General features: G+C 68.9%; 18 protein-coding genes. All 18 read left to right on the top strand.

The window, feature by feature from the left end; all coding sequences use genetic code 11:
• Window positions 1-2: 2 nt before the first annotated feature.
• Window positions 3-599, top strand: a complete 597-nt coding sequence (locus MFF22_RS20810) for a hypothetical protein (RefSeq protein WP_238252244.1) — start codon at window positions 3-5, stop codon at window positions 597-599.
• Window positions 600-641: 42 nt separating this feature from the next.
• A complete protein-coding gene (locus MFF22_RS20805) occupies window positions 642-1,253 on the top strand; it encodes a phage tail tip lysozyme (protein WP_238252242.1) in 612 nt (203 codons plus the stop codon).
• Window positions 1,250-1,756: a hypothetical protein gene (locus tag MFF22_RS20800; RefSeq protein ID WP_238252225.1), complete on the top strand. Its 507-nt coding sequence runs from the start codon at window positions 1,250-1,252 to the stop codon at window positions 1,754-1,756. The genes MFF22_RS20805 and MFF22_RS20800 overlap by 4 nt, the downstream gene beginning before the upstream one ends.
• A gap of 33 nt (window positions 1,757-1,789) precedes the next feature.
• On the top strand, window positions 1,790-2,119 hold the full coding sequence (locus MFF22_RS20795; protein ID WP_238252222.1) for a hypothetical protein: 330 nt from the start codon (window positions 1,790-1,792) through the stop codon (window positions 2,117-2,119).
• Window positions 2,119-2,388, top strand: a complete 270-nt coding sequence (locus MFF22_RS20790; RefSeq protein WP_238252220.1) for a hypothetical protein — start codon at window positions 2,119-2,121, stop codon at window positions 2,386-2,388. The genes MFF22_RS20795 and MFF22_RS20790 overlap by 1 nt, the downstream gene beginning before the upstream one ends.
• An 85-nt stretch (window positions 2,389-2,473) precedes the next feature.
• Window positions 2,474-2,845, top strand: coding sequence for a PepSY domain-containing protein (locus MFF22_RS20785; protein ID WP_238252218.1), 372 nt, complete (start codon window positions 2,474-2,476; stop codon window positions 2,843-2,845).
• A gap of 32 nt (window positions 2,846-2,877) precedes the next feature.
• A complete protein-coding gene (locus tag MFF22_RS20780) occupies window positions 2,878-3,555 on the top strand; it encodes a response regulator transcription factor (RefSeq protein WP_238252202.1) in 678 nt (225 codons plus the stop codon).
• Window positions 3,556-3,646: 91 nt separating this feature from the next.
• Window positions 3,647-5,065, top strand: coding sequence for an ATP-binding protein (locus MFF22_RS20775; protein ID WP_238252201.1), 1,419 nt, complete (start codon window positions 3,647-3,649; stop codon window positions 5,063-5,065).
• A gap of 146 nt (window positions 5,066-5,211) precedes the next feature.
• Window positions 5,212-6,675 (top strand): c-type cytochrome biogenesis protein CcmI, encoded by a 1,464-nt coding sequence (gene ccmI / locus MFF22_RS20770; RefSeq protein ID WP_238252199.1) that lies wholly within the window; start codon window positions 5,212-5,214, stop codon window positions 6,673-6,675.
• Window positions 6,676-6,776: 101 nt separating this feature from the next.
• A complete protein-coding gene (gene ccmE, locus MFF22_RS20765; RefSeq protein WP_238252190.1) occupies window positions 6,777-7,280 on the top strand; it encodes a cytochrome c maturation protein CcmE in 504 nt (167 codons plus the stop codon).
• A 7-nt stretch (window positions 7,281-7,287) separates the two neighbouring features.
• Window positions 7,288-9,291, top strand: a complete 2,004-nt coding sequence (locus tag MFF22_RS20760; protein WP_238252188.1) for a heme lyase CcmF/NrfE family subunit — start codon at window positions 7,288-7,290, stop codon at window positions 9,289-9,291.
• A gap of 29 nt (window positions 9,292-9,320) precedes the next feature.
• Window positions 9,321-9,821, top strand: a complete 501-nt coding sequence (locus MFF22_RS20755; RefSeq protein ID WP_238252186.1) for a cytochrome c-type biogenesis protein — start codon at window positions 9,321-9,323, stop codon at window positions 9,819-9,821.
• A gap of 91 nt (window positions 9,822-9,912) precedes the next feature.
• Window positions 9,913-10,569, top strand: a complete 657-nt coding sequence (locus tag MFF22_RS20750; RefSeq protein ID WP_238252184.1) for a glutathione S-transferase family protein — start codon at window positions 9,913-9,915, stop codon at window positions 10,567-10,569.
• Between the two features lie 414 nt (window positions 10,570-10,983).
• On the top strand, window positions 10,984-11,460 hold the full coding sequence (locus MFF22_RS20745) for a formate dehydrogenase subunit gamma (RefSeq protein ID WP_238252182.1): 477 nt from the start codon (window positions 10,984-10,986) through the stop codon (window positions 11,458-11,460).
• Window positions 11,457-13,016 (top strand): formate dehydrogenase beta subunit, encoded by a 1,560-nt coding sequence (locus MFF22_RS20740; RefSeq protein ID WP_238252180.1) that lies wholly within the window; start codon window positions 11,457-11,459, stop codon window positions 13,014-13,016. The genes MFF22_RS20745 and MFF22_RS20740 overlap by 4 nt, the downstream gene beginning before the upstream one ends.
• Window positions 13,017-13,026: 10 nt before the next feature.
• Window positions 13,027-15,882, top strand: a complete 2,856-nt coding sequence (gene fdhF / locus MFF22_RS20735) for a formate dehydrogenase subunit alpha (protein ID WP_238252178.1) — start codon at window positions 13,027-13,029, stop codon at window positions 15,880-15,882.
• Between the two features lie 5 nt (window positions 15,883-15,887).
• Window positions 15,888-16,181, top strand: coding sequence for a formate dehydrogenase subunit delta (locus MFF22_RS20730; RefSeq protein ID WP_238252176.1), 294 nt, complete (start codon window positions 15,888-15,890; stop codon window positions 16,179-16,181).
• 436 nt (window positions 16,182-16,617) lie between these two features.
• Entirely contained in the window at window positions 16,618-18,276 is a 1,659-nt protein-coding gene (locus tag MFF22_RS20725) for an OFA family MFS transporter (protein ID WP_238252167.1), read from the top strand.
• The last annotated feature ends 65 nt before the right edge of the window (window positions 18,277-18,341 follow it).

Raw genomic sequence — 18,341 nt, 5'->3', positions numbered from 1 at the left:
CCGTGGTCGACGAGGCCGGGGCCGTCGGTTCGGCCAAGACGCTCACCGTGTGGAGCGCAACGAACGAGACGATCAGCGGCGTGCCGAAGCTGGTCATGACGGTGCCCTACGGCAGCCTGTCGCTCCAGAGCGACGGCACCAGCCGCTGGTCGGTGGTGAGCCGGAATCCGCCGGCCACCCGCAGCACCTTCATCGATGTCGCGATGAGCGGAGACAAGCAAACCATCGATTCCAGCTTTCAGCGGGTCGTGCTGCAGAACGTGCGATCGGACGCCGGAAACAATTGGGACGGGACGAACAGTTGGTATGTGTGCCCGAAAACGGGCATATATCAAATATCGGCAAGCTTGAGGATTGATAATTTCCTGAAGAGTGTCGTCCAGTATGGACTTGGAGTGTATACAAACGAAGAGGATGGGCCCTGGTTTCTATGGCACTTCTCAGGTTCTGGGAGCGGTGTACGGTCGACATATCCCTATAGCCGGATGAGCTATCAGAATGCCGGCGACAAGCTGCGCATGTTCTGTTTCACGGACCCGAGCACACCGATCATAGCCGCCGGCCTGCAGATCCTGCTCGTCTCGGAAGGCTCCGTCTGAGCCCTTTGCCCTCCCTGCCCGCCGATACGACAGGAGCGTGCCATGGTGCGACCCCCGTCTTCCCATGCGGAAGCCGGACCGAAGGGGTTCGAGGAAAGCTGCCGCCGCCTCGGGCCCGCCTTGATGCGCGACCTCGCGCTCACGGATGTCCAGGCCGCCGGGCTGCTCGGCAATCTCGGCCACGAGACCGGCGGTTTCCGCCTGTTGCAGGAGGTCGCCCCGACCGTGCCCGGATCCCGCGGGGGCTGGGGCATCGCCCAGTGGACCGGGCCCCGCCGGCTCGCCATGGAACGGTGGTGCCGGTCGCAGGGCCTCGACCCTGCGTCGGACGCGGCCAACGAGGGCTACCTCCTCATCGAGTTGCGGGGTAGCGAGGCCGCCGCCCTGGACGCCCTGCGCAACAGCGCGACCCTTGAACAGGCGACCAGCACGTTTTGCCGGACCTTCGAGCGCCCCGGCATCCCGGCCCTGGCCGACCGGCTGGTCTGGGCCCGGCGGGCGCTTCAGGCGATCCGGGACGCCGGGGGATCGCCGGCCTCCTCGCCCGGGGCGCGTCCCCCCTCGGCCCGTCCCCCGTCCGGCCGGCTCCGCCGCCCCGCCGGCCAACCCCTTCGACCCGCCAAACCTCTCCACCCAGCAAGGAGCCCACGATGACCCGCCCCTCGATCGCCCTCGCCGCCGCCTGTCTCGCCTGTCCTTCCGTGGCCTGCGCGGCCGGGTCCCCGGATGCCGTCGCCATTCCCTGGGGCGAATGGCTCTCCACCGCCCTCTCGACGGCGGCATCGGCTCTCGTGCCCGTCGCCGCGGCGGCGGTGACAGCCGGCGTCGCCCGCGTGGCCCCCTGGGCGAGTTCCCTCCTGACCCGGCAGCGGATCGAGGCTGCGATCCAGGCCGGGGTCGATTACGGCCAGAACGCCGTAGCCGGGGCGGTGAGAGGCAGGACGGTAGGCCTTGAGGTGGGGCCGGCGGTGGTCGCGGCGGGCACCCGGCACGTCGTCGCCATCGCCCCGTCCCGGGTCCTGCGCCGGGCCGGAGGCGTCGAGGGGGTGGCCTCGCGGATCTTCCGGGCGATGCCACTCGACGCGCAGGGCAGCGCCGAGACGGTCCTGAAGCCGGCGCTCCAACTCCTGAAGGACGATCCGCCCCGCCGGGCCTGAGCGAAAGGCGGCCGCGCGGCCGGAGGAGATACGATGACGGCCGACGCCCCCGAGCCGCCCGAGCCGCTCGACGGGCCCGCCCTTCTCGGCGGGCGGGCCCGCGCGATCCGCTTCCCGCCCCACTGGCATGCGTGGTTTGCCCGGCAGACCGAGCAGCGTCTCGCAGCCCTCGACGAGGTGGTCGACACCCATATCGAGCGGAGGGTCCTGCGGGGGATCCTCCGCCGCCTGAAGCACGCCGTCGTGCTGGCCTTCCTCGGCGCGGCGGCCGTCGCCCATTGGTTTGCGGATCAGATCGCATGGCTCGCCGAACGGCTGCCGGTTCTCAGGCTCGCCTGGGCGCTCGTTGTTGGAGATCGCTGATGTCCCCCCAGGCCGACCGGGTCCTGACACGCCTCTGGCTCGCCCTCGCGGCGCCTCCGGTCCTTGCCGCGACCCTCCATCTCGGCGCGATCGTCGGCGCCGGCCGGTGGCCGGACCTCGCCCTTGCAGCGGCTCCGGTCGTCCGCCGTGAAGCGGTGGCCGGGGCGCTATCCCCAGCCGCGATGGAACCGGCCGGGAGTTCGCCCGTAATGGGCTGCCAACCCCGTTCGAGCCATGCGAAGTCCTGTCGCCCCCTTCCTAAAAACTGAGCCCCGGCCCCTTCGCCGCCCCGGCGGCTGGGCTCGGGCCTGTATTCAGGGCATATTCAGTGCGTGGGGGACTAAGCTCGGCCCAATGCGCCACGCCATCGCCCTCGTTGCCATCTGCCTGACGGCCGCAGCCTTCGCTGCGGGCGGTATCGGCTCCATGGCCGAGGACGCCCCGGCGACCCAGACCGCCCAGGCGGCCCTGACCTCGGCGCCGCGGGTCGAATCCTGCCTATCGCCCGCCGACATGCGGGAGGAGGTCGGCGAGCGCCGGGTGATTGAGCCCATCGCCGCCATCCGGGCGGCGCGCTCGGTGATCCCCCGGGCCGAGATCCAGCGGGCCAGCCTGTGCCGGCGCGAGGATGGCCTCGTCTACATGCTGACGGCCTTGCGCCGGGATGGGCACTTCGTGCACGTCATCGTGGATGCGCGGACCGGCAAGGTGGCCGGCCAGTACTGACGGGGCGCCGTCCGATCGGAATGGAGTGAGACGTGCGGCTGCTCGTCGTCGAGGATGACAAGGACATCAACCGGCAGGTGGTCGCCGCCCTGGAGGAGGCCGGTTACGTCGCCGACAAGGCCTATGACGGCGAGGAGGGCGGCTATCTCGGCGAGAGCGAGCCCTACGACGCCATCATCCTCGACATGGGCCTGCCCAAGGCGGACGGGGTCACCGTCCTGCAGAAGTGGCGCCGGGCCGGCGTGAAGACGCCGGTGATCATCCTCACCGCCCGGGACCGCTGGTCCGACAAGGTCGACGGCTTCGATGCGGGGGCGGACGACTACGTCACCAAGCCCTTCCACATGGAGGAGCTGATGGCCCGCGTCCGCGCCCTCCTGCGCCGGGCCGCCGGCCATGCCTCCAGCCAGATCACCTGCGGTCCGGTCACTCTCGACACCCGTTCGGGCAAGGTCTTCGTGGACGGGGCCCAGGTGAAGCTTACGAGCCACGAGTACCGGCTGCTGTCCTACCTGATGCATCATACCGGACGGGTCGTCTCAAGGGCCGAGCTGACCGAGCACCTCTACGACCAGGATTTCGACCGCGACTCGAACACGATCGAGGTCTTCGTCGGACGGTTGCGCAAGAAGCTCGCGGTCGACCTGATCCAGACGGTTCGCGGTCTCGGCTACCTCGTGGATCCGAACCAGCCTGCCCCGCGGGTGTGATCGGACTTGCGATGAATCGGCATCCAATCCGGCGCAAAATGGTCTAAGACGCCGCCGCTCCGGGTGAGCGATCCGGGATCCCGACACGCCGATGCGCCGCCTCATCGACCTCCTGGCCCTGCGGCGGCGCTCGATCGCCGTCCGCCTCGCCGTCTCGGCCTTCCTGTCGAGTTCGGCGATTCTTCTGATCGCCGCCTGGATCCTCACCACCCTTTACCGCGAGAACACCGAGCGGGCCTTCGATAGCCGGCTTCTCGTCTTCACGAACAACCTCGCCACCGACCTCGTTACGCCCAACGATCCCGAAAGCCGCACCTTCTCGCTGGGCGACCCACGCTTCGACCTGCCCCTGTCCGGCTGGTACTGGCAGGTGGGCAAGCCCGATGCGAAGCCCCGGGACATCCGCACCTCGCGCTCCCTCGTCGGCGTGCCCCTGCCGCCGGCCACCGACGCGGACGGCAAGGTGGGGGTCGGCCAGATCCGCCAGGGCTACGGCAAGGGGCAGGACGGGCGCCTCCTGCGCATCATGGAGCGCGACGTCGATCTCGGCGAGGAGGGGCGCTACACGGTGCGGGTCGCCGGCCCGGCGGACGAGATCGTCAACGACGTCGAGCGGTTCCGCAACGCGTTGTACATGACCTTCGCCCTGCTCGGGGCGTCGCTCGCGATCACGACGCTGCTGCAGATCCGGTTCGGCCTCGCGCCGCTCAAGAAGATGCGCGCCGCGCTCGGCGCCATCCGGCAGGGCGAGGCCGACCGCATTACCGGCACCTATCCCCGGGATATCGCGCCCCTGACGGGCGAGGTGAACCTCTTGATCGAGACCAACCGGGAGATCCTGGAGCGCGCCCGCACCCAGGTCGGCAACCTCGCCCACGCCCTAAAGACTCCCCTGTCGATCATCGTCAACGAAGTCGGCAGCTCCGATGCGCCGGACGACCTCGCCCTAAAGATCCGGGAGCAGGCGGCGGTGATGCGCGATCAGGTGAACTACCACCTCGACCGTGCACGGGCGGCGGCGCTGGCCGGAACGCTGGGTACCTCGACGGAGATCGAGCCGGCCCTGGCCGGGCTCGTGCGGACCTTCGGCAAGATCTACCGGGACAAAGACATCGCCTACGAGGTCCACGTGCCGTCGGGCCTGCGCTTCCGCGGCGAGCGGCAGGACTTTGAGGAGATGGTCGGCAATCTCGTCGACAACGCGTCGAAATGGGCACTCGGCCGGGTGGCCATCCGAGCCGAGGTGATCGCCCGGGACGGCTATCCCCACCTCGTGGTCGCCATCGAGGACGACGGTCCCGGCCTGCCGCCGGAGGCCCGGCAGGCGGTCCTCGGGCGTGGGCGCCGCCTCGACGAGTCGAAGCCCGGTTCGGGACTGGGCCTGTCGATCGTCGCCGACCTTGCGGCCTTGTACCGCGGGCGGTTCGGCCTGGAGCAGGCTGCCCTCGGCGGTCTGCGCGCCGTGCTGGAGGTGCCGGGCGATGCGCCGGCCGGAGCGGCGACCCATTGAGAGGTCTCCCGCGGGCCTTACGGTCAAGGTAGGGTTGTCAGCAGGCTCGACTTGGGTGACATCGTGCCGCTCATGCGGGGTATGACGTCGGGTCGGAGCCGCGTCCATATGAAGACCGGACCCGTCCGGTTCGCACGCGGGATCTGATGACGGCGATCTGGTTCATCTTGGCGGGAATGACCGCCGCGGCCGTGCTCGGCCTGCTCTGGCCGATGTCCCGTCGCCTGTCGGACCACCGGGGCGAGGAACAGGATTCGGTCGTGTCCACGGAGACCGCCTTCTACGAGGACCAGCTCGCCGAGATCGCCCGCGACGTGGAGCGCGGCCTCATCGCGCCGGAAGAGGCCGAGGCCGCCCGTGCCGAGGCCGCTCGCCGCCTGCTCCGGGCGAGCCGGGAGGCAGACGAGCCCGAGGACGCCCCCCGCCTCGGGGAGCCAGGCCTGCGCCGCCGCCGGGCGGCGTCGGCCTTCGCCCTGTCGACCATCCCCCTCGTCGCCCTCATCGCCTACGGGCTCTACGGCTCGCCGGAACTGCCCGCGCAGACCGAGGCCGACCGCACGGCCGCCCGGGGCGGCAACGACGATCTTGCCAAGGCGGTGGGCCAGATCGAGGCGCGGCTCGCCCGCGATCCCGACGATGCCCGCGGCTGGCAGGTGCTCGCCCCGGTCTACATGCGGACGGGCCGGTTCGACGACGCGGCCCGCGCCTACGGTCAGCTGGCGCGGATCAAGGGTGAGTCCGCCGAAATCCTGGCGGATTGGGGCGAGGCCCTGACCGCCGCCGGCGACGGCACCGTCTCCCCACAGGCCAAGGATCTGTTCGAGCGGGCCCTCACCAAGGACGCCAAGGCGGCCAAGCCGCGCTTCTACGTGGCCCGCGCCGCCGAGCAGGCGGGCGATACCGCAGAGGCGATCCGCCAACTCACTACCCTCGAGTCCACGAGCCCTCCCGATGCCCCGTGGCTCGGTGCCGTGCGCGCGACGCTGGCCCGCCTAAAGGGCGAACCCGCGCCGCCGCCGGGCCCGGCGGCGGCCCCCCGGACGATCCCGGCGGAGCAGCAGGCCGCCATCCGCGGCATGGTCGACGGGCTCGATGCGCGGTTGAAGAACGGCGGCGGCACGCCTGACGAATGGGTGCGTCTCATACGCTCGCGCACGGTCCTGGGCGAACGCGATCAGGCTATGGCGGCCCTCACCCGCGCCCGCGCCACCCTTGCCGGCAACCCGCAGGGCCTCGCCCAGGTGGAAGCGGCCGCCGGCGAGTTGGGTCTCGGGCGGCCCGCGGCTGCCCCGATGCCGGGCCCCGAGGCCCGGGCCGACACGGAGGCGGCGATGGCGGCGGTCCAGGCCATGCCTCCGGCCGAGCGGGATGCCGCCGTCCGCGGGATGGTCGAGGCCCTCGACCGCCGCCTCGCGGCCAAGGGCGGTAGTCCGGACGAATGGATGCGCCTCGTCCGCTCCTACAGCGTGCTGGGCGAGCGCGACCAGGCCGTCCGGGCCATCGACCGCGCTCGCATGGCCCTGGCCACCAATGCGGAGGCTGTCGCCCGGATTGACGGCCTTGCCCGGGAACTCGCCCTGGCTGCCCCTGACGCCAAAGGTCGCCCCTGAGGCCGGATCGTCCCGCCGCCCTTGACCGGGAGGCCGCCGAGACCGACACCCTTCCTCCAGTCGCAATCCGGAAGAGACCGGATCTCAGGGAACGGAACGCCGTGACGCGCAAGAAGCGCCGCCTGATCCTGATCGCCGTCTGCGGCAGCGTCCTCGCGCTGGCCGTGGGCCTGATCCTGTCCGCCATGAGCGGCTCCATCGTCTTCTTCCGGTCCCCCTCGGAGATCGAGGCGCAGGCGATCCCCGCCGGCACGCGGCTGCGCCTGGGTGGCCTCGTCCAGGACGGGTCCCTGAAACGCGGGCCGGGGCAGACGGTGGACTTCGCCGTCACGGACCACGGCGCGACCATCGCGGTGCAGTACACCGGCCTGCTTCCGGACCTGTTCCGGGAGGGCCAGGGCGTCGTCGCCGAAGGCATTCTGGAGCCGGGCAACCGCTTCCGCGCCGACACCGTGCTCGCCAAGCACGACGAATCCTACATGCCCCGGGAAGTCGCCGACGCCCTCAAGAAGCAGGGCCGCTGGCAGGAGGGCGGGGCGAAGGGTCCGGTGCCCGCCGCCTCCGCCTCAGCCGACGGAACCCTCGGCCCCCGCAGCGAACGGTGAGGCGGATTTGATCGTCGAGACCGGACATTTCGCCCTCGCCCTGGCGCTCGCCCTGTCCCTCGTCCAGATGGTGATGCCTGTCTGGGCGGCGCGCTCGGGCGACCCGGCCCTGCGGCAGACCACCTCCCAGGCGGCCCTCGGCGCCTTCGCCTGCGTGCTCTTCGCCTTCGCCGCCCTGACCTGGGCGCACGCCACATCCGACTTCTCCGTCCAGAACGTGGTGGAGAACTCGCACACCCAGAAGCCCTTGATCTACAAGCTCTCCGGCGTGTGGGGGAACCACGAGGGCTCGATGCTCCTGTGGGTGCTGATCCTCACCCTGTTCGGCGCCTGTGTGGCCGGGGCGAAGAACTCCGTTCCGCCACGCCTGCGGGCCAACACGCTGGGCGTGCAGGGGCTCATCACCTTCGTCTTCGTGCTGTTCATCATCACGACGTCGAACCCCTTCACCCGCGTCGTGCCCGCGCCGATCGAGGGGCGGGACCTGAACCCGCTGCTGCAGGATCCCGGTCTCGCGATCCACCCGCCGCTCCTCTACCTCGGCTATGTCGGCTTCTCGATCACCTTCGCCTTCGCCGCCGCGGCGCTGATCGAGGGGCGGATCGACGCCGTCTGGGCCCGGGCCGTGCGGCCGTGGACCCTGTCCGCTTGGTGCTTCCTGACGCTCGGGATCGCGATGGGCTCGTACTGGGCCTATTACGAACTCGGCTGGGGCGGCTGGTGGTTCTGGGATCCGGTCGAGAATGCCTCCCTCATGCCGTGGATCGCGGGGACGGCCCTGCTGCACTCCACGGTCGTGATGGAGAAGCGCGACGCCCTGAAGGTCTGGACGGTGCTGCTCGCCATCCTCACCTTCTCGCTCTCGCTGGTGGGCACCTTCATCGTCCGCTCGGGCGTGCTGACCTCGGTGCATTCCTTCGCCACCGACCCCACCCGGGGCGTGTTCATCCTCGGCATCCTCGTCCTGTTCATCGGCGGGTCGCTCGCCCTGTTCGCGTGGCGGGCGCCGCTCCTGCGCCAGGGCGGGCTGTTCGCGCCGATCTCCCGCGAGGGGTCGCTCGTCCTCAACAACCTGTTCCTCGTCGCGGCCTGCGCGACGGTGTTCGTCGGCACCCTCTATCCGCTGCTCCTTGAGATGCTGACCGGCGACAAGATCACCGTCGGGCCGCCCTTCTTCAATTCCACCTTCGTGCCCCTGGCGATCCCGCTGCTGTTGATCGTCCCGTTCGGGCAGTCTCTGGCCTGGAAGCGCGGCGACCTGCTCGCCGCCTCCCAGCGCCTGTTCTTCGCCCTCGGCGTCGCCCTGGCCGCGGGCTTCGCAACACTGGCCATGACGGCGGGTGGGCCGGTGATGGCACCCATCGGGATCGGCCTCGGCGCCTACCTGCTGATCGGCTCCGCCATGGAGATCGTGGCCCGCGCCCGGGGCTACGGCGCACGGCGGACCCGCTCCCCCGCAATCATCGCCCGCCGGGCCTTCGGCCTGCCGCGGTCGGCCTGGGGCACGTCGCTGGCCCATGCCGGGGTCGGTGTGGTGGTGATCGGCATCGCCGCCCAGGGCTGGGCGAGCGAGGGGCTGGCGAGCCTCAAGCCCGGCCAGTCCCTGACCGTCGGGCCCTATGTGGCGACCCTCGACCGGGTCGCCCCCCGCCAGGGGCCGAACTACGAGGAAGCCGGTGCCTTCCTGACCGTGCGCAACCGGGCCGGCGACGAGGTGGGGCAGGTCGAGACCGGTCGCCGCTTCTACCCGAGCCGCCAGATGACCGTGACCGAATCCGGCCTGCTCACCCTCGGTGCGAGCCAAGTCTATGCCAGCCTCGGCGAGGCCGGGAAGGATGGTTCGATCGGCCTCAGGCTCTACTATAAGCCCCTGGTGTTGCTGATCTGGCTCGGCGCGGTGGTGATGGCGCTCGGCGGCGCCCTGTCCCTCACCGACCGGCGGATGCGCGTCGGCGCCCCCGCCAAGGCGAAGGGCCGCGCGCTTCCCGCGAGCGCGGTGGCGGCTGAGTGATGCGTGGCGCGCCGGACAAGCGGACCCGCATGGCTGGTCCCACCGTCAGTGCGTCGCTTCGCTCGCAGAGATGGAGTGCCTGGAGCGGTCTGTTTGCGGTCATCCTTCTCCTCGCTCCGCTCCCGGCCCGTGCCGTCCAGCCCGACGAGGTGTTGAAGGACCCCGTTCTGGAGCATCGGGCCCGCGAAATCTCTGAGGGGCTGCGCTGCCTCGTCTGCCAGAACCAGTCCATCGACGATTCCGACGCGCCCCTCGCCAAAGATCTGCGCCTGCTGGTCCGCGACCGCTTGGAGAAGGGCGACACCAACCAAGGGGTGAAGGACTACATCGTCGCGCGCTACGGCGAGTTCGTGCTGCTGCGGCCGGTCTTCGCCCTCCATACGCTTCTCCTGTGGCTGACCCCGGCGCTCGCCGTGCTGCTCGGTGCCTTCGGCCTCTGGCGCCTCGCCCGACGCCGACCGCCCGCGCCGGAACGGCGCCTCACCGCAGCGGAAGAAGCGGAAGTCGCCGCGCTGCTCCGGCGGGAGTAGGCTCCGCATCATCGGCCTGATTCGCCTCCTCCGGACCGTTCGGCACGAGTCTTGGATCGCCCGGCGGATCGACACGACGACGGAGGGGACGATGACCGCCGCCACGCTGACTATCTCCAGCCGCAACTATTCGTCGTGGTCCCTGCGGGGCTGGCTGATCTGCCGGATGGCGGGCATCGATTTCTCGACCGAGGTCCTTTCCGGCGAGGACACGACCAGCCGGGCGGAGCTGCTGCACCTATCGCCCTCCTTCCTCGTGCCGCGCCTGAGGCATGGGGATGTCGTCGTGTGGGACACCCTGGCGATCGCCTCGTACCTGAACGAGACCTTCCCGGAGGCCGGCCTGCTGCCCAAGGACCGGGCCGAGCGTGCCCATTGCCATTCCATTTCCGGCGAGATGCATTCCGGCTTCGTAAACCTGCGCTCCGCGCTGCCCATGAACCTGAAGGCGTTCCACCCCGGCTTCCGGCTGTTCAACGGGGCGAAGGCCGATATCGAGCGCATCGTGACGATCTTCGACGATTGCCTGGACCGGTACGAAGGGCCGTTCCTCTTCGGCAAGACGCCCTGCCTCGCCGATGCGATGTATGCGCCCGTCTGCACCCGCTTCCGCACCTATGACGTGAAGCTTCCCCCCAGCGCCGCTGCCTACCGCGATACGATCCTGCACTGGCCGCTCATGATCGAGTGGGCCGAAACCGCCGCGCAGGAGCCGGAGGAGATCGAAGAACTCGACATGGAGTTCTGACAAATTTCATGTTCGGCCGGGTGGGCTTCCTCCCCGGCGGTCATTGCAATCAGGCTGAAGCAATCCGGGATACGCTTCGCCTTGCGGCGTCCTGCTTCCCTGAATGGCGTCTTCTCGCCTTCATGGGCGAATGTGTGCAGCGCAAGAAGTCTCTCAGCATTCTGCATTTTTCTTCCGACCCGCTGTCCCGCTTGGCTCGGCGAAGCTATTAATTTTTTTGTTACGGAATGCCGGCTCGGCCCATTTGCTTCTAGGCTATGAAGCGCCCGAGAAACGTTTGTGCGCAACTGAGCCGCCCGCCGAGTGACAGTTCGACAGCTATCCTTTGTCAGGCGACCGGACTGCGCGATTGATGCGAACCTGCAATTCTGTTCCTCTTCGAGCTTAGAACGGGAACAGACTGGGCAGGAGCCTATGTTGCGTCATGAGCCCTGGAGCGCCGAACGGGCCTCGGGCATTATCGCCGAACACAGCCACCTTGAGGGCGCCACGCTGCCTATCCTGCACGCCCTGCAGGAAACGTTCGGCTACGTGGATTCCGGCGCGATCCCGCTGATTGCCGATGCGCTGAACGTGTCGCGGGCCGAGGTGTTCGGCTGCGTCAGCTTCTACCACGACTTCCGCAAGGAGCCTGCCGCCGGACGGCACGAGGTGAAGCTCTGCCGGGCGGAAGCCTGCCAGGCGATGGGCTCCGATGCCCTGCACCGGGAGATCCTCGGCCGCCTCGGCTGCGACTGGCATGGGACCGCCGCCGACGGGTCCGCCACGGTGGAGCCGGTCTACTGCCTCGGCCTCTGCTCCAACGGCCCGGCCGCCCTCGTCGATGGCGAGCCCGTCGCGCATCTGACCGCCGACGCCCTGGAAGCCGCCCTGACGGAGGTGCGCCAGTGACCGTCACGCTTTACGTCCCCCGCGACGCCGTCGCCCTGGGGCTCGGCGCCAACAAGGTCGCCCGCGCCCTCTTCGCCGGCGCCGAGCGCCGGGGCCTCGACGTCACCATCGTCCGGACGGGCTCACGCGGCCTGTTCTGGCTGGAGCCGATGGTCGAGGTCGCCACACCTGAGGGGCGCGTCGCCTACGGGCCGGTGACCCTGAACGACGTCGACGCCCTGCTCGATGCCGGCCTCACGACCGGTGGCGAGCATGCGCTGCGCCTGGGAAATCCGGAAGAGATCCCCTTCCTCGCCAAGCAGCAGCGGCTGACCTTCCACCGTTGCGGCGTCATCGATCCGGTCTCCGTCGAGGATTACCGGGCGCATGGCGGCTATCGCGGCCTCGAGGCGGCGCTGAAGCTCGATGCCGAGGGCATCGTCACGCAGGTGCGCGAATCCGGCCTGCGTGGCCGCGGCGGCGCCGGCTTCCCGGCGGGCATCAAGTGGAACACGGTGATGCTCGCCAAGGCTGAGCAGAAATACGTGGTCTGCAATGCCGACGAGGGCGATTCCGGCACCTTCGCCGACCGGATGATGATGGAGGGCGATCCCTTCAACCTCATCGAGGGCATGACCATCGCCGCAGTCGCGACGGGCGCCACCCGGGGCTACATCTACCTGCGCTCCGAATATCCGCAGGCCTTCGCGACCCTGAAGGAAGCCATCGCCAACGGCGTGACGGCCGGGGTGCTCGGCGACGATATCCTGGGTTCAGGTAAAACATTCCATCTGGAAGTCCGCCTCGGGGCCGGTGCCTATATCTGCGGTGAGGAGACCTCGCTGCTGGAGAGCCTGGAGGGCAAGCGCGGCATCGTCCGGGCCAAGCCGCCGATCCCGGCGCTCAAGGGTTTCCTGGGACAGCCGACGCTGGTCAACAACGTGATGACCTTCACGGCCGTGCCGTGGATCCTGGAGAACGGTGCGAAGGCCTATGCCGATTACGGCATGGGCCGGTCGCTCGGCACCCTGCCGATCCAGCTTGCCGGCAACATCAAGCATGGCGGCCTGATCGAGCTGGCGTTCGGCGTGACGCTCCGCGAGGTCATCGAGGAATACGGCGGCGGCACCCGCTCCGGACGCCCGGTCCGCGCGGTGCAGGTCGGCGGCCCGCTCGGGGCCTACTTCCCCGATCACCTGCTCGACACGCCCCTCGATTACGAGGCGATGGCGGCCAAGAAGGGCCTCGTCGGTCACGGCGGCATCGTGGTGTTCGACGACACCGTCGATATGGCGCAACAGGCCCGCTTCGCCTTCGAGTTCTGCGCCACCGAGTCCTGCGGCAAGTGCACCCCCTGCCGCATCGGTGCCACCCGCGGCGTCGAGACCATGGACAAAGTGATCGCCGGCATCCGCCCCGACGCCAATCTCAAGCTCGTCGAGGACCTCTGCGAGGTCATGACCGACGGCTCGCTCTGCGCCATGGGCGGCCTCACGCCGATGCCCGTGATGAGCGCGATCACCCACTTCCCCGAGGATTTTCGCCGCGCGGGCTCGCTGCCTGCGGCGGCTGAGTGAGGAGGCGCGCATGGCCCTCATCAAAGAGATCGATTACGGCACCCCGATCCGGGTCGCTGAACAGACCGTCACCCTGACGATCGACGGCATGGAGGTCACGGTCCCGGCCGGCACTTCCGTCATGGCGGCGTCGATGCATGCCGGGACGCAGATCCCCAAGCTCTGCGCCACCGACAGCCTGGAGCCGTTCGGCTCCTGCCGCCTCTGCCTCGTGGAGATCGAGGGCCGCCGGGGCACCCCGGCCTCGTGCACGACGCCCGCCGAGAACGGCATGGTCGTCCACACGCAGACCGACAAGCTCGCCAAGCTCCGCAAGGGCGTGATGGAGCTGTACATCTCCGACCACCCCCTGACCTGCCTGACCTGCGCCGCCAACGGCGATTGTGAGCTGCAGGACATGGCCGGCGTCGTCGGCCTGCGCGACGTTCGCTATGGCTACGACGGCGACAACCATGTCGAGCTGACGTCCGAGAAGTATCTCCCGAAGGACGAGTCCAATCCGTACTTCACCTACGATCCGTCGAAGTGCATCGTCTGCAACCGCTGCGTGCGCGCCTGCGAGGAAGTGCAGGGCACGTTCGCGCTGACCATCGCCGGCCGCGGCTTCGACAGCCGCGTCGCCGCCGGGCCGACGAACTTCATGGAATCCGAGTGCGTGTCCTGCGGCGCCTGCGTCCAGGCGTGCCCGACCGCGACGCTCCAGGAAAAGTCGATCCACGAGTTCGGCCAGCCCGAGCACGCGGAGGTCACGACCTGCGCCTATTGCGGCGTCGGCTGCTCGTTCAAGGCGGAGATGCAGGGCACCCGTGTCGTCCGTATGGTTCCCTACAAGGCCGGCAAGGCCAACGAGGGCCATTCTTGCGTGAAGGGCCGCTTCGCCTACGGCTACGCCACCCACAAGGACCGCATCACCAAGCCGATGATCCGCGAGAAGATCACGGATCCGTGGCGCGAAGTCTCCTGGGAAGAAGCCATCGGCCGGGCGGCGAGCGAGTTCAAACGCATCCAGGCGAAATACGGGAAGGATTCGGTTGGCGGCATCACCTCGTCCCGCTGCACCAACGAGGAAGCCTACCTCGTCCAGAAGCTGGTCCGTGCCGCCTTCGGCAACAACAACGTCGATACCTGCGCCCGCGTCTGCCATTCGCCGACCGGCTACGGTCTGATGTCGACGCTCGGCACTTCGGCTGGCACGCAGGACTTCAAGTCCGTCGAGAATTCCGATGTGATCCTGGTGATCGGCGCCAACCCGACCGACGGCCACCCGGTCTTCGGCTCGCGGATGAAGAAGCGCTTGCGCCAGGGCGCGAAGCTGATCGTCGCGGATCCTCGCCAGATCGACCTCGTGAAGTCGCCGCACATCAAGGCGGACTTCCACCTGCCGCTGAAGCCGGGCTCGAACGTCGCGTTCATCAACTCCCTGGCGCATGTCATCGTGACCGAGGGGCTGATCGACGAGGCTTACGTCCGCGAGCGCTGTGACCTGCCTGAGTTCGAATCCTGGGCGCGGTTCATCGCCGAGGACCGGCATTCGCCGGAGAACCAGCAGCAGTTCACCGGGCTCGACCCGGAGGCCGTGCGCGGTGCGGCCCGCCTCTATGCCAAGGGCGGCGCGGCGGCGATCTACTACGGTCTCGGCGTCACCGAGCACAGCCAGGGCTCGACGATGGTCATGGGCATGGCCAACATCGCCATGGCCACCGGCAACATCGGCAAGCTCGGCGCGGGCGTGAACCCGCTCCGCGGCCAGAACAACGTGCAGGGCTCCTGCGACATGGGCTCGTTCCCCCACGAGCTCACCGGCTACCGCCACGTCTCGGACGATGCCACCCGCGAGAGCTTCGAGGCCCTCTGGGGCGCCAAGCTCGACAACGCACCGGGCCTGCGCATCACCAACATGCTGGACGAGGCCGTCGAGGGCACGTTCAAGGGCATGTACATCCAGGGTGAGGACATCGCGCAGTCGGACCCCGACACGCATCACGTCACCGCCGGCCTGAAGGCGATGGAGTGCATCGTCATCCAGGACATCTTCCTGAACGAGACGGCGAAATACGCCCACGTCTTCCTGCCGGGCGCTTCGTTCCTCGAGAAGGACGGCACCTTCACCAATGCCGAGCGGCGCATCAGCCGCGTGCGCAAGGTGATGCCGCCGATGGGTGGCTACGGCGACTGGGAGGGCACCGTCCTCCTGGCCAAGGCGCTCGGCTACGAGATGAACTACACCCATCCGTCGCAGATCATGGACGAGATCGCGAGCCTCACGCCGAGCTTCACCGGCGTGTCCTACGCCAAACTCGACGAGCTCGGCTCGATCCAGTGGCCGTGCAACGAGAAGGCGCCCCTCGGCACCCCGATGATGCATGTCGACCGGTTCGTCCGCGGCAAGGGCCGGTTCATGATCACCGAGTTCGTGCCCACCGAGGAGCGGACGGGGGCGAAGTTCCCGCTCATCCTCACCACGGGCCGCATCCTCTCCCAGTACAATGTCGGCGCGCAGACCCGGCGCACCGAGAACTCTCGCTGGCACGAGGAGGATGTGCTGGAGATCCACCCGTTCGACGCCGAACTGCGCGGCATCGTGGATGGCGATCTCGTCTCTCTGGAGAGCCGCTCGGGCGACATCGCCCTGAAGGCGAAGGTCTCGGAGCGGATGCAGCCGGGGGTGGTCTACACGACCTTCCACCACGCCAAGACCGGCGCCAACGTCATCACCACCGACTATTCGGACTGGGCGACCAACTGCCCCGAATACAAGGTGACGGCGGTTCAGGTGCGGCGGACCAACCGGCCCTCCGACTGGCAGGCGAAGTTCTATGAAGAAGACTTCTCCCTGACGCGGATCGCCCAGGAAGCGGCGGAGTAGGCCCGATGAGCGCCGCGACCCAGGAGGACAAGCTCCTCCGCATGGCTAACCAGATCGCCGCCTTCTTCCGGTCCTACCCGGAGGAGGAGGCGGTGGCCGGCGTCCACAAGCACATCGAAGCGTTCTGGACGCCGCGGATGATCTCGAAGCTGGAGGTCGCCCTGCCGACCTTCGGCGACAAGGCCGACATCCTCGTCCGCCGGGCCCTCCAAATCGACGAGCCACAGGCGGAGAGCCCCATCCGGTCGGCCACCCGCGACCCACAGAAGCTCGGCGACGGCGCCAGCGACGCCGGATAGGCATCGCCGCTCGCGCTCCCACCGCCGTCATTGTTTTGCGTTCGCTCGCAAGGACAGCGCGGGTTTGATCCAAATCTCCCCCTCATCCTGAGGTGCTGCGAAGCAGCCTCGAAGGACGGCTCCACGGATCGCGGAGCCTTCTGGAGCCCTCCTTCGAGGCCCGCTTGTTGCGGGCGCCTCAGGATGAGGGAGCGGGTGGGTTCGGCGGTTGGAACATTTTCGATCACATCCAAGTCGGGAAATGCCACATGAACTCCTCCCCGCGGGCGTGAGGGGTTTCGCCTCGCTGGCACCGGTGTTCCCCGCGAACACTTGCGCGGCGTTGTCTTGCAAAAACTTGTGCGAGGCTGCCTAATCTCTGGCCGGAGCTTCCGCGTCGCGGTAAATGTATTCCGTATACAGGCCCGATCAACGGGCCGTATCGGGAGGTCGAGGAATGGGTACAGGGCTTGCGGGCGCCATCGCGCCAGACGTGTCGTACGGCTTTCTTTCGCGTGAACGCATCGTAGCCCGGCCCGGGTTCAATCGCTGGCTGGTTCCCCCGGCCGCCCTTGCCATCCATCTGTGCATCGGCATGGCCTACGGCCTGTCGGTGTTCTGGCTTCCCCTGACCAGGGCCCTCTCGGTCGGACAGGCCGCCCCCGCCGCCTGCGGTGACATGGGCATCATGACCGCCCTGTTCACCACCACCTGCGACTGGCGCGTCAGCGACCTCGTCATCGTCTTTTCCATCGGCATCGTAATGCTCGGGCTGTCGGCCGCCCTGTTCGGCGGCTGGCTCGAGCGGGCGGGCCCGCGCAAGGCGGGGCTGGTCGCCGCCCTCTGCTGGGGCGGCGGCTTCCTCGTCGGCGCGCTCGGCGTGTACGTCCACCAGCTCTGGCTGGTCTGGCTCGGCATGGGCCTGATCGGCGGGATCGGGCTTGGCCTCGGGTACATTTCCCCGGTCTCGACCCTGATCAAGTGGTTCCCGGACCGGCGCGGCATGGCCACCGGCATGGCGATCATGGGCTTCGGTGGCGGTGCGATGATCGGCTCGCCCCTTGCCGACATGCTGATCAAGGGCTTCCGCACCGCGGACTCGGCCGGCGTCTGGCAGACGCTGGCGGTGATGGGCGTCGGCTACCTCCTGTTCATGACCGCCGGGGCACTCGGCTACCGGGTGCCCCCGGCGGGCTGGAAGCCCGAGGGCTGGACGGCACCGGCTTCCAACAATGCGATGATCGCCGCGGGGCACGTCCATCTGCGCGACGCGCACAAGACCTTCCAGTTTTGGATGATCTGGCTCGTCCTCTGCCTGAACGTCTCCGCGGGCATCGGCGTGCTGGCCCTGGCCTCGCCGATGCTTCAGGAGATCTTCGGCGGCGCGTTGATCGGCCAGCCGGGCATCGGGCTCGGTGCCCTCGATGGGGGGCAGAAGGCGCAGGTCGCCGCCATCGCCGCGGGCTTCGTCGGGCTCCTATCCCTGTTCAACATCCTCGGCCGGTTCTTCTGGGCGTCCCTGTCGGACAGGATTGGCCGCAAGGCCACCTACGCCACCTTCTTCCTGCTGGGCGGACTGCTCTACGCCGCCGCGCCGAGCGCGGCGACGGCGGGCTCGCAGGCCCTGTTCGTGGCAATCTTCTGCGTCATCCTCTCGATGTATGGCGGCGGCTTCGCCACCATCCCGGCCTACCTCGCGGACATCTTCGGCACGCAGTTCGTGGGCGCCATCCACGGGCGGCTGCTCACGGCGTGGTCGACGGCCGGCATCGTCGGGCCCTTCGTCGTCACCAAGATCCGTGAGGTCCAGGCCGCCGCGGGCGTGCAGGGGGCCGACCTCTACGGGCGGACGATGTACGTGCTCGCCGGGTTCCTGGCGGTGGGCTTCCTCTGCAACCTGCTGATCCGGCCGCTCGCCAGGACATGGTTCATGCCGGAGGCGGAGGTCGCCGCGCTGGGCGCCAAGCCGGGCGCGCGGCAGGTGCCCTCGGGTTCGTTCGGCATCGGCCGGGGCGGCTTCAGCCTCGGGGCGCTGCTGGCCTGGGCCGTGGTCGGCATCCCGATCCTTTGGGGCATCGGCATCACCCTGTCGAAGGCGCTGATCCTCTTCCGGTGACGGAGGGGCCGGCTGGATTGTGCCGGGTGCTCGATCCGCGTAACCCAGCCGGGTCCGCCCGGCCG

It is taken from the genome of Methylobacterium persicinum (assembly GCF_022179525.1).
Lineage (GTDB): Bacteria > Pseudomonadota > Alphaproteobacteria > Rhizobiales > Beijerinckiaceae > Methylobacterium > Methylobacterium persicinum.
The sequence above is the reverse complement of the archived record's forward strand: the minus strand, read 5'-3'. Positions and strand labels throughout refer to the sequence as shown.

Excerpts from the sequence above, each read along its gene's own strand:
- MFF22_RS20725 (WP_238252167.1), top strand. The coding sequence starts at position 16,618 with ATGGGTACAGGGCTTGCGGGCGCCATCGCGCCAGACGTGTCGTACGGC.
- MFF22_RS20785 (WP_238252218.1), top strand. The coding sequence starts at position 2,474 with ATGCGCCACGCCATCGCCCTCGTTGCCATCTGCCTGACGGCCGCAGCC.
- fdhF (WP_238252178.1), top strand. The coding sequence starts at position 13,027 with ATGGCCCTCATCAAAGAGATCGATTACGGCACCCCGATCCGGGTCGCT.
- MFF22_RS20800 (WP_238252225.1), top strand. The coding sequence starts at position 1,250 with ATGACCCGCCCCTCGATCGCCCTCGCCGCCGCCTGTCTCGCCTGTCCT.
- MFF22_RS20790 (WP_238252220.1), top strand. The coding sequence starts at position 2,119 with ATGTCCCCCCAGGCCGACCGGGTCCTGACACGCCTCTGGCTCGCCCTC.
- MFF22_RS20775 (WP_238252201.1), top strand. The coding sequence starts at position 3,647 with ATGCGCCGCCTCATCGACCTCCTGGCCCTGCGGCGGCGCTCGATCGCC.
- MFF22_RS20730 (WP_238252176.1), top strand. The coding sequence starts at position 15,888 with ATGAGCGCCGCGACCCAGGAGGACAAGCTCCTCCGCATGGCTAACCAG.
- MFF22_RS20750 (WP_238252184.1), top strand. The coding sequence starts at position 9,913 with ATGACCGCCGCCACGCTGACTATCTCCAGCCGCAACTATTCGTCGTGG.
- MFF22_RS20745 (WP_238252182.1), top strand. The coding sequence starts at position 10,984 with ATGTTGCGTCATGAGCCCTGGAGCGCCGAACGGGCCTCGGGCATTATC.
- MFF22_RS20805 (WP_238252242.1), top strand. The coding sequence starts at position 642 with ATGGTGCGACCCCCGTCTTCCCATGCGGAAGCCGGACCGAAGGGGTTC.
- MFF22_RS20795 (WP_238252222.1), top strand. The coding sequence starts at position 1,790 with ATGACGGCCGACGCCCCCGAGCCGCCCGAGCCGCTCGACGGGCCCGCC.
- MFF22_RS20755 (WP_238252186.1), top strand. The coding sequence starts at position 9,321 with ATGGCTGGTCCCACCGTCAGTGCGTCGCTTCGCTCGCAGAGATGGAGT.
- ccmI (WP_238252199.1), top strand. The coding sequence starts at position 5,212 with ATGACGGCGATCTGGTTCATCTTGGCGGGAATGACCGCCGCGGCCGTG.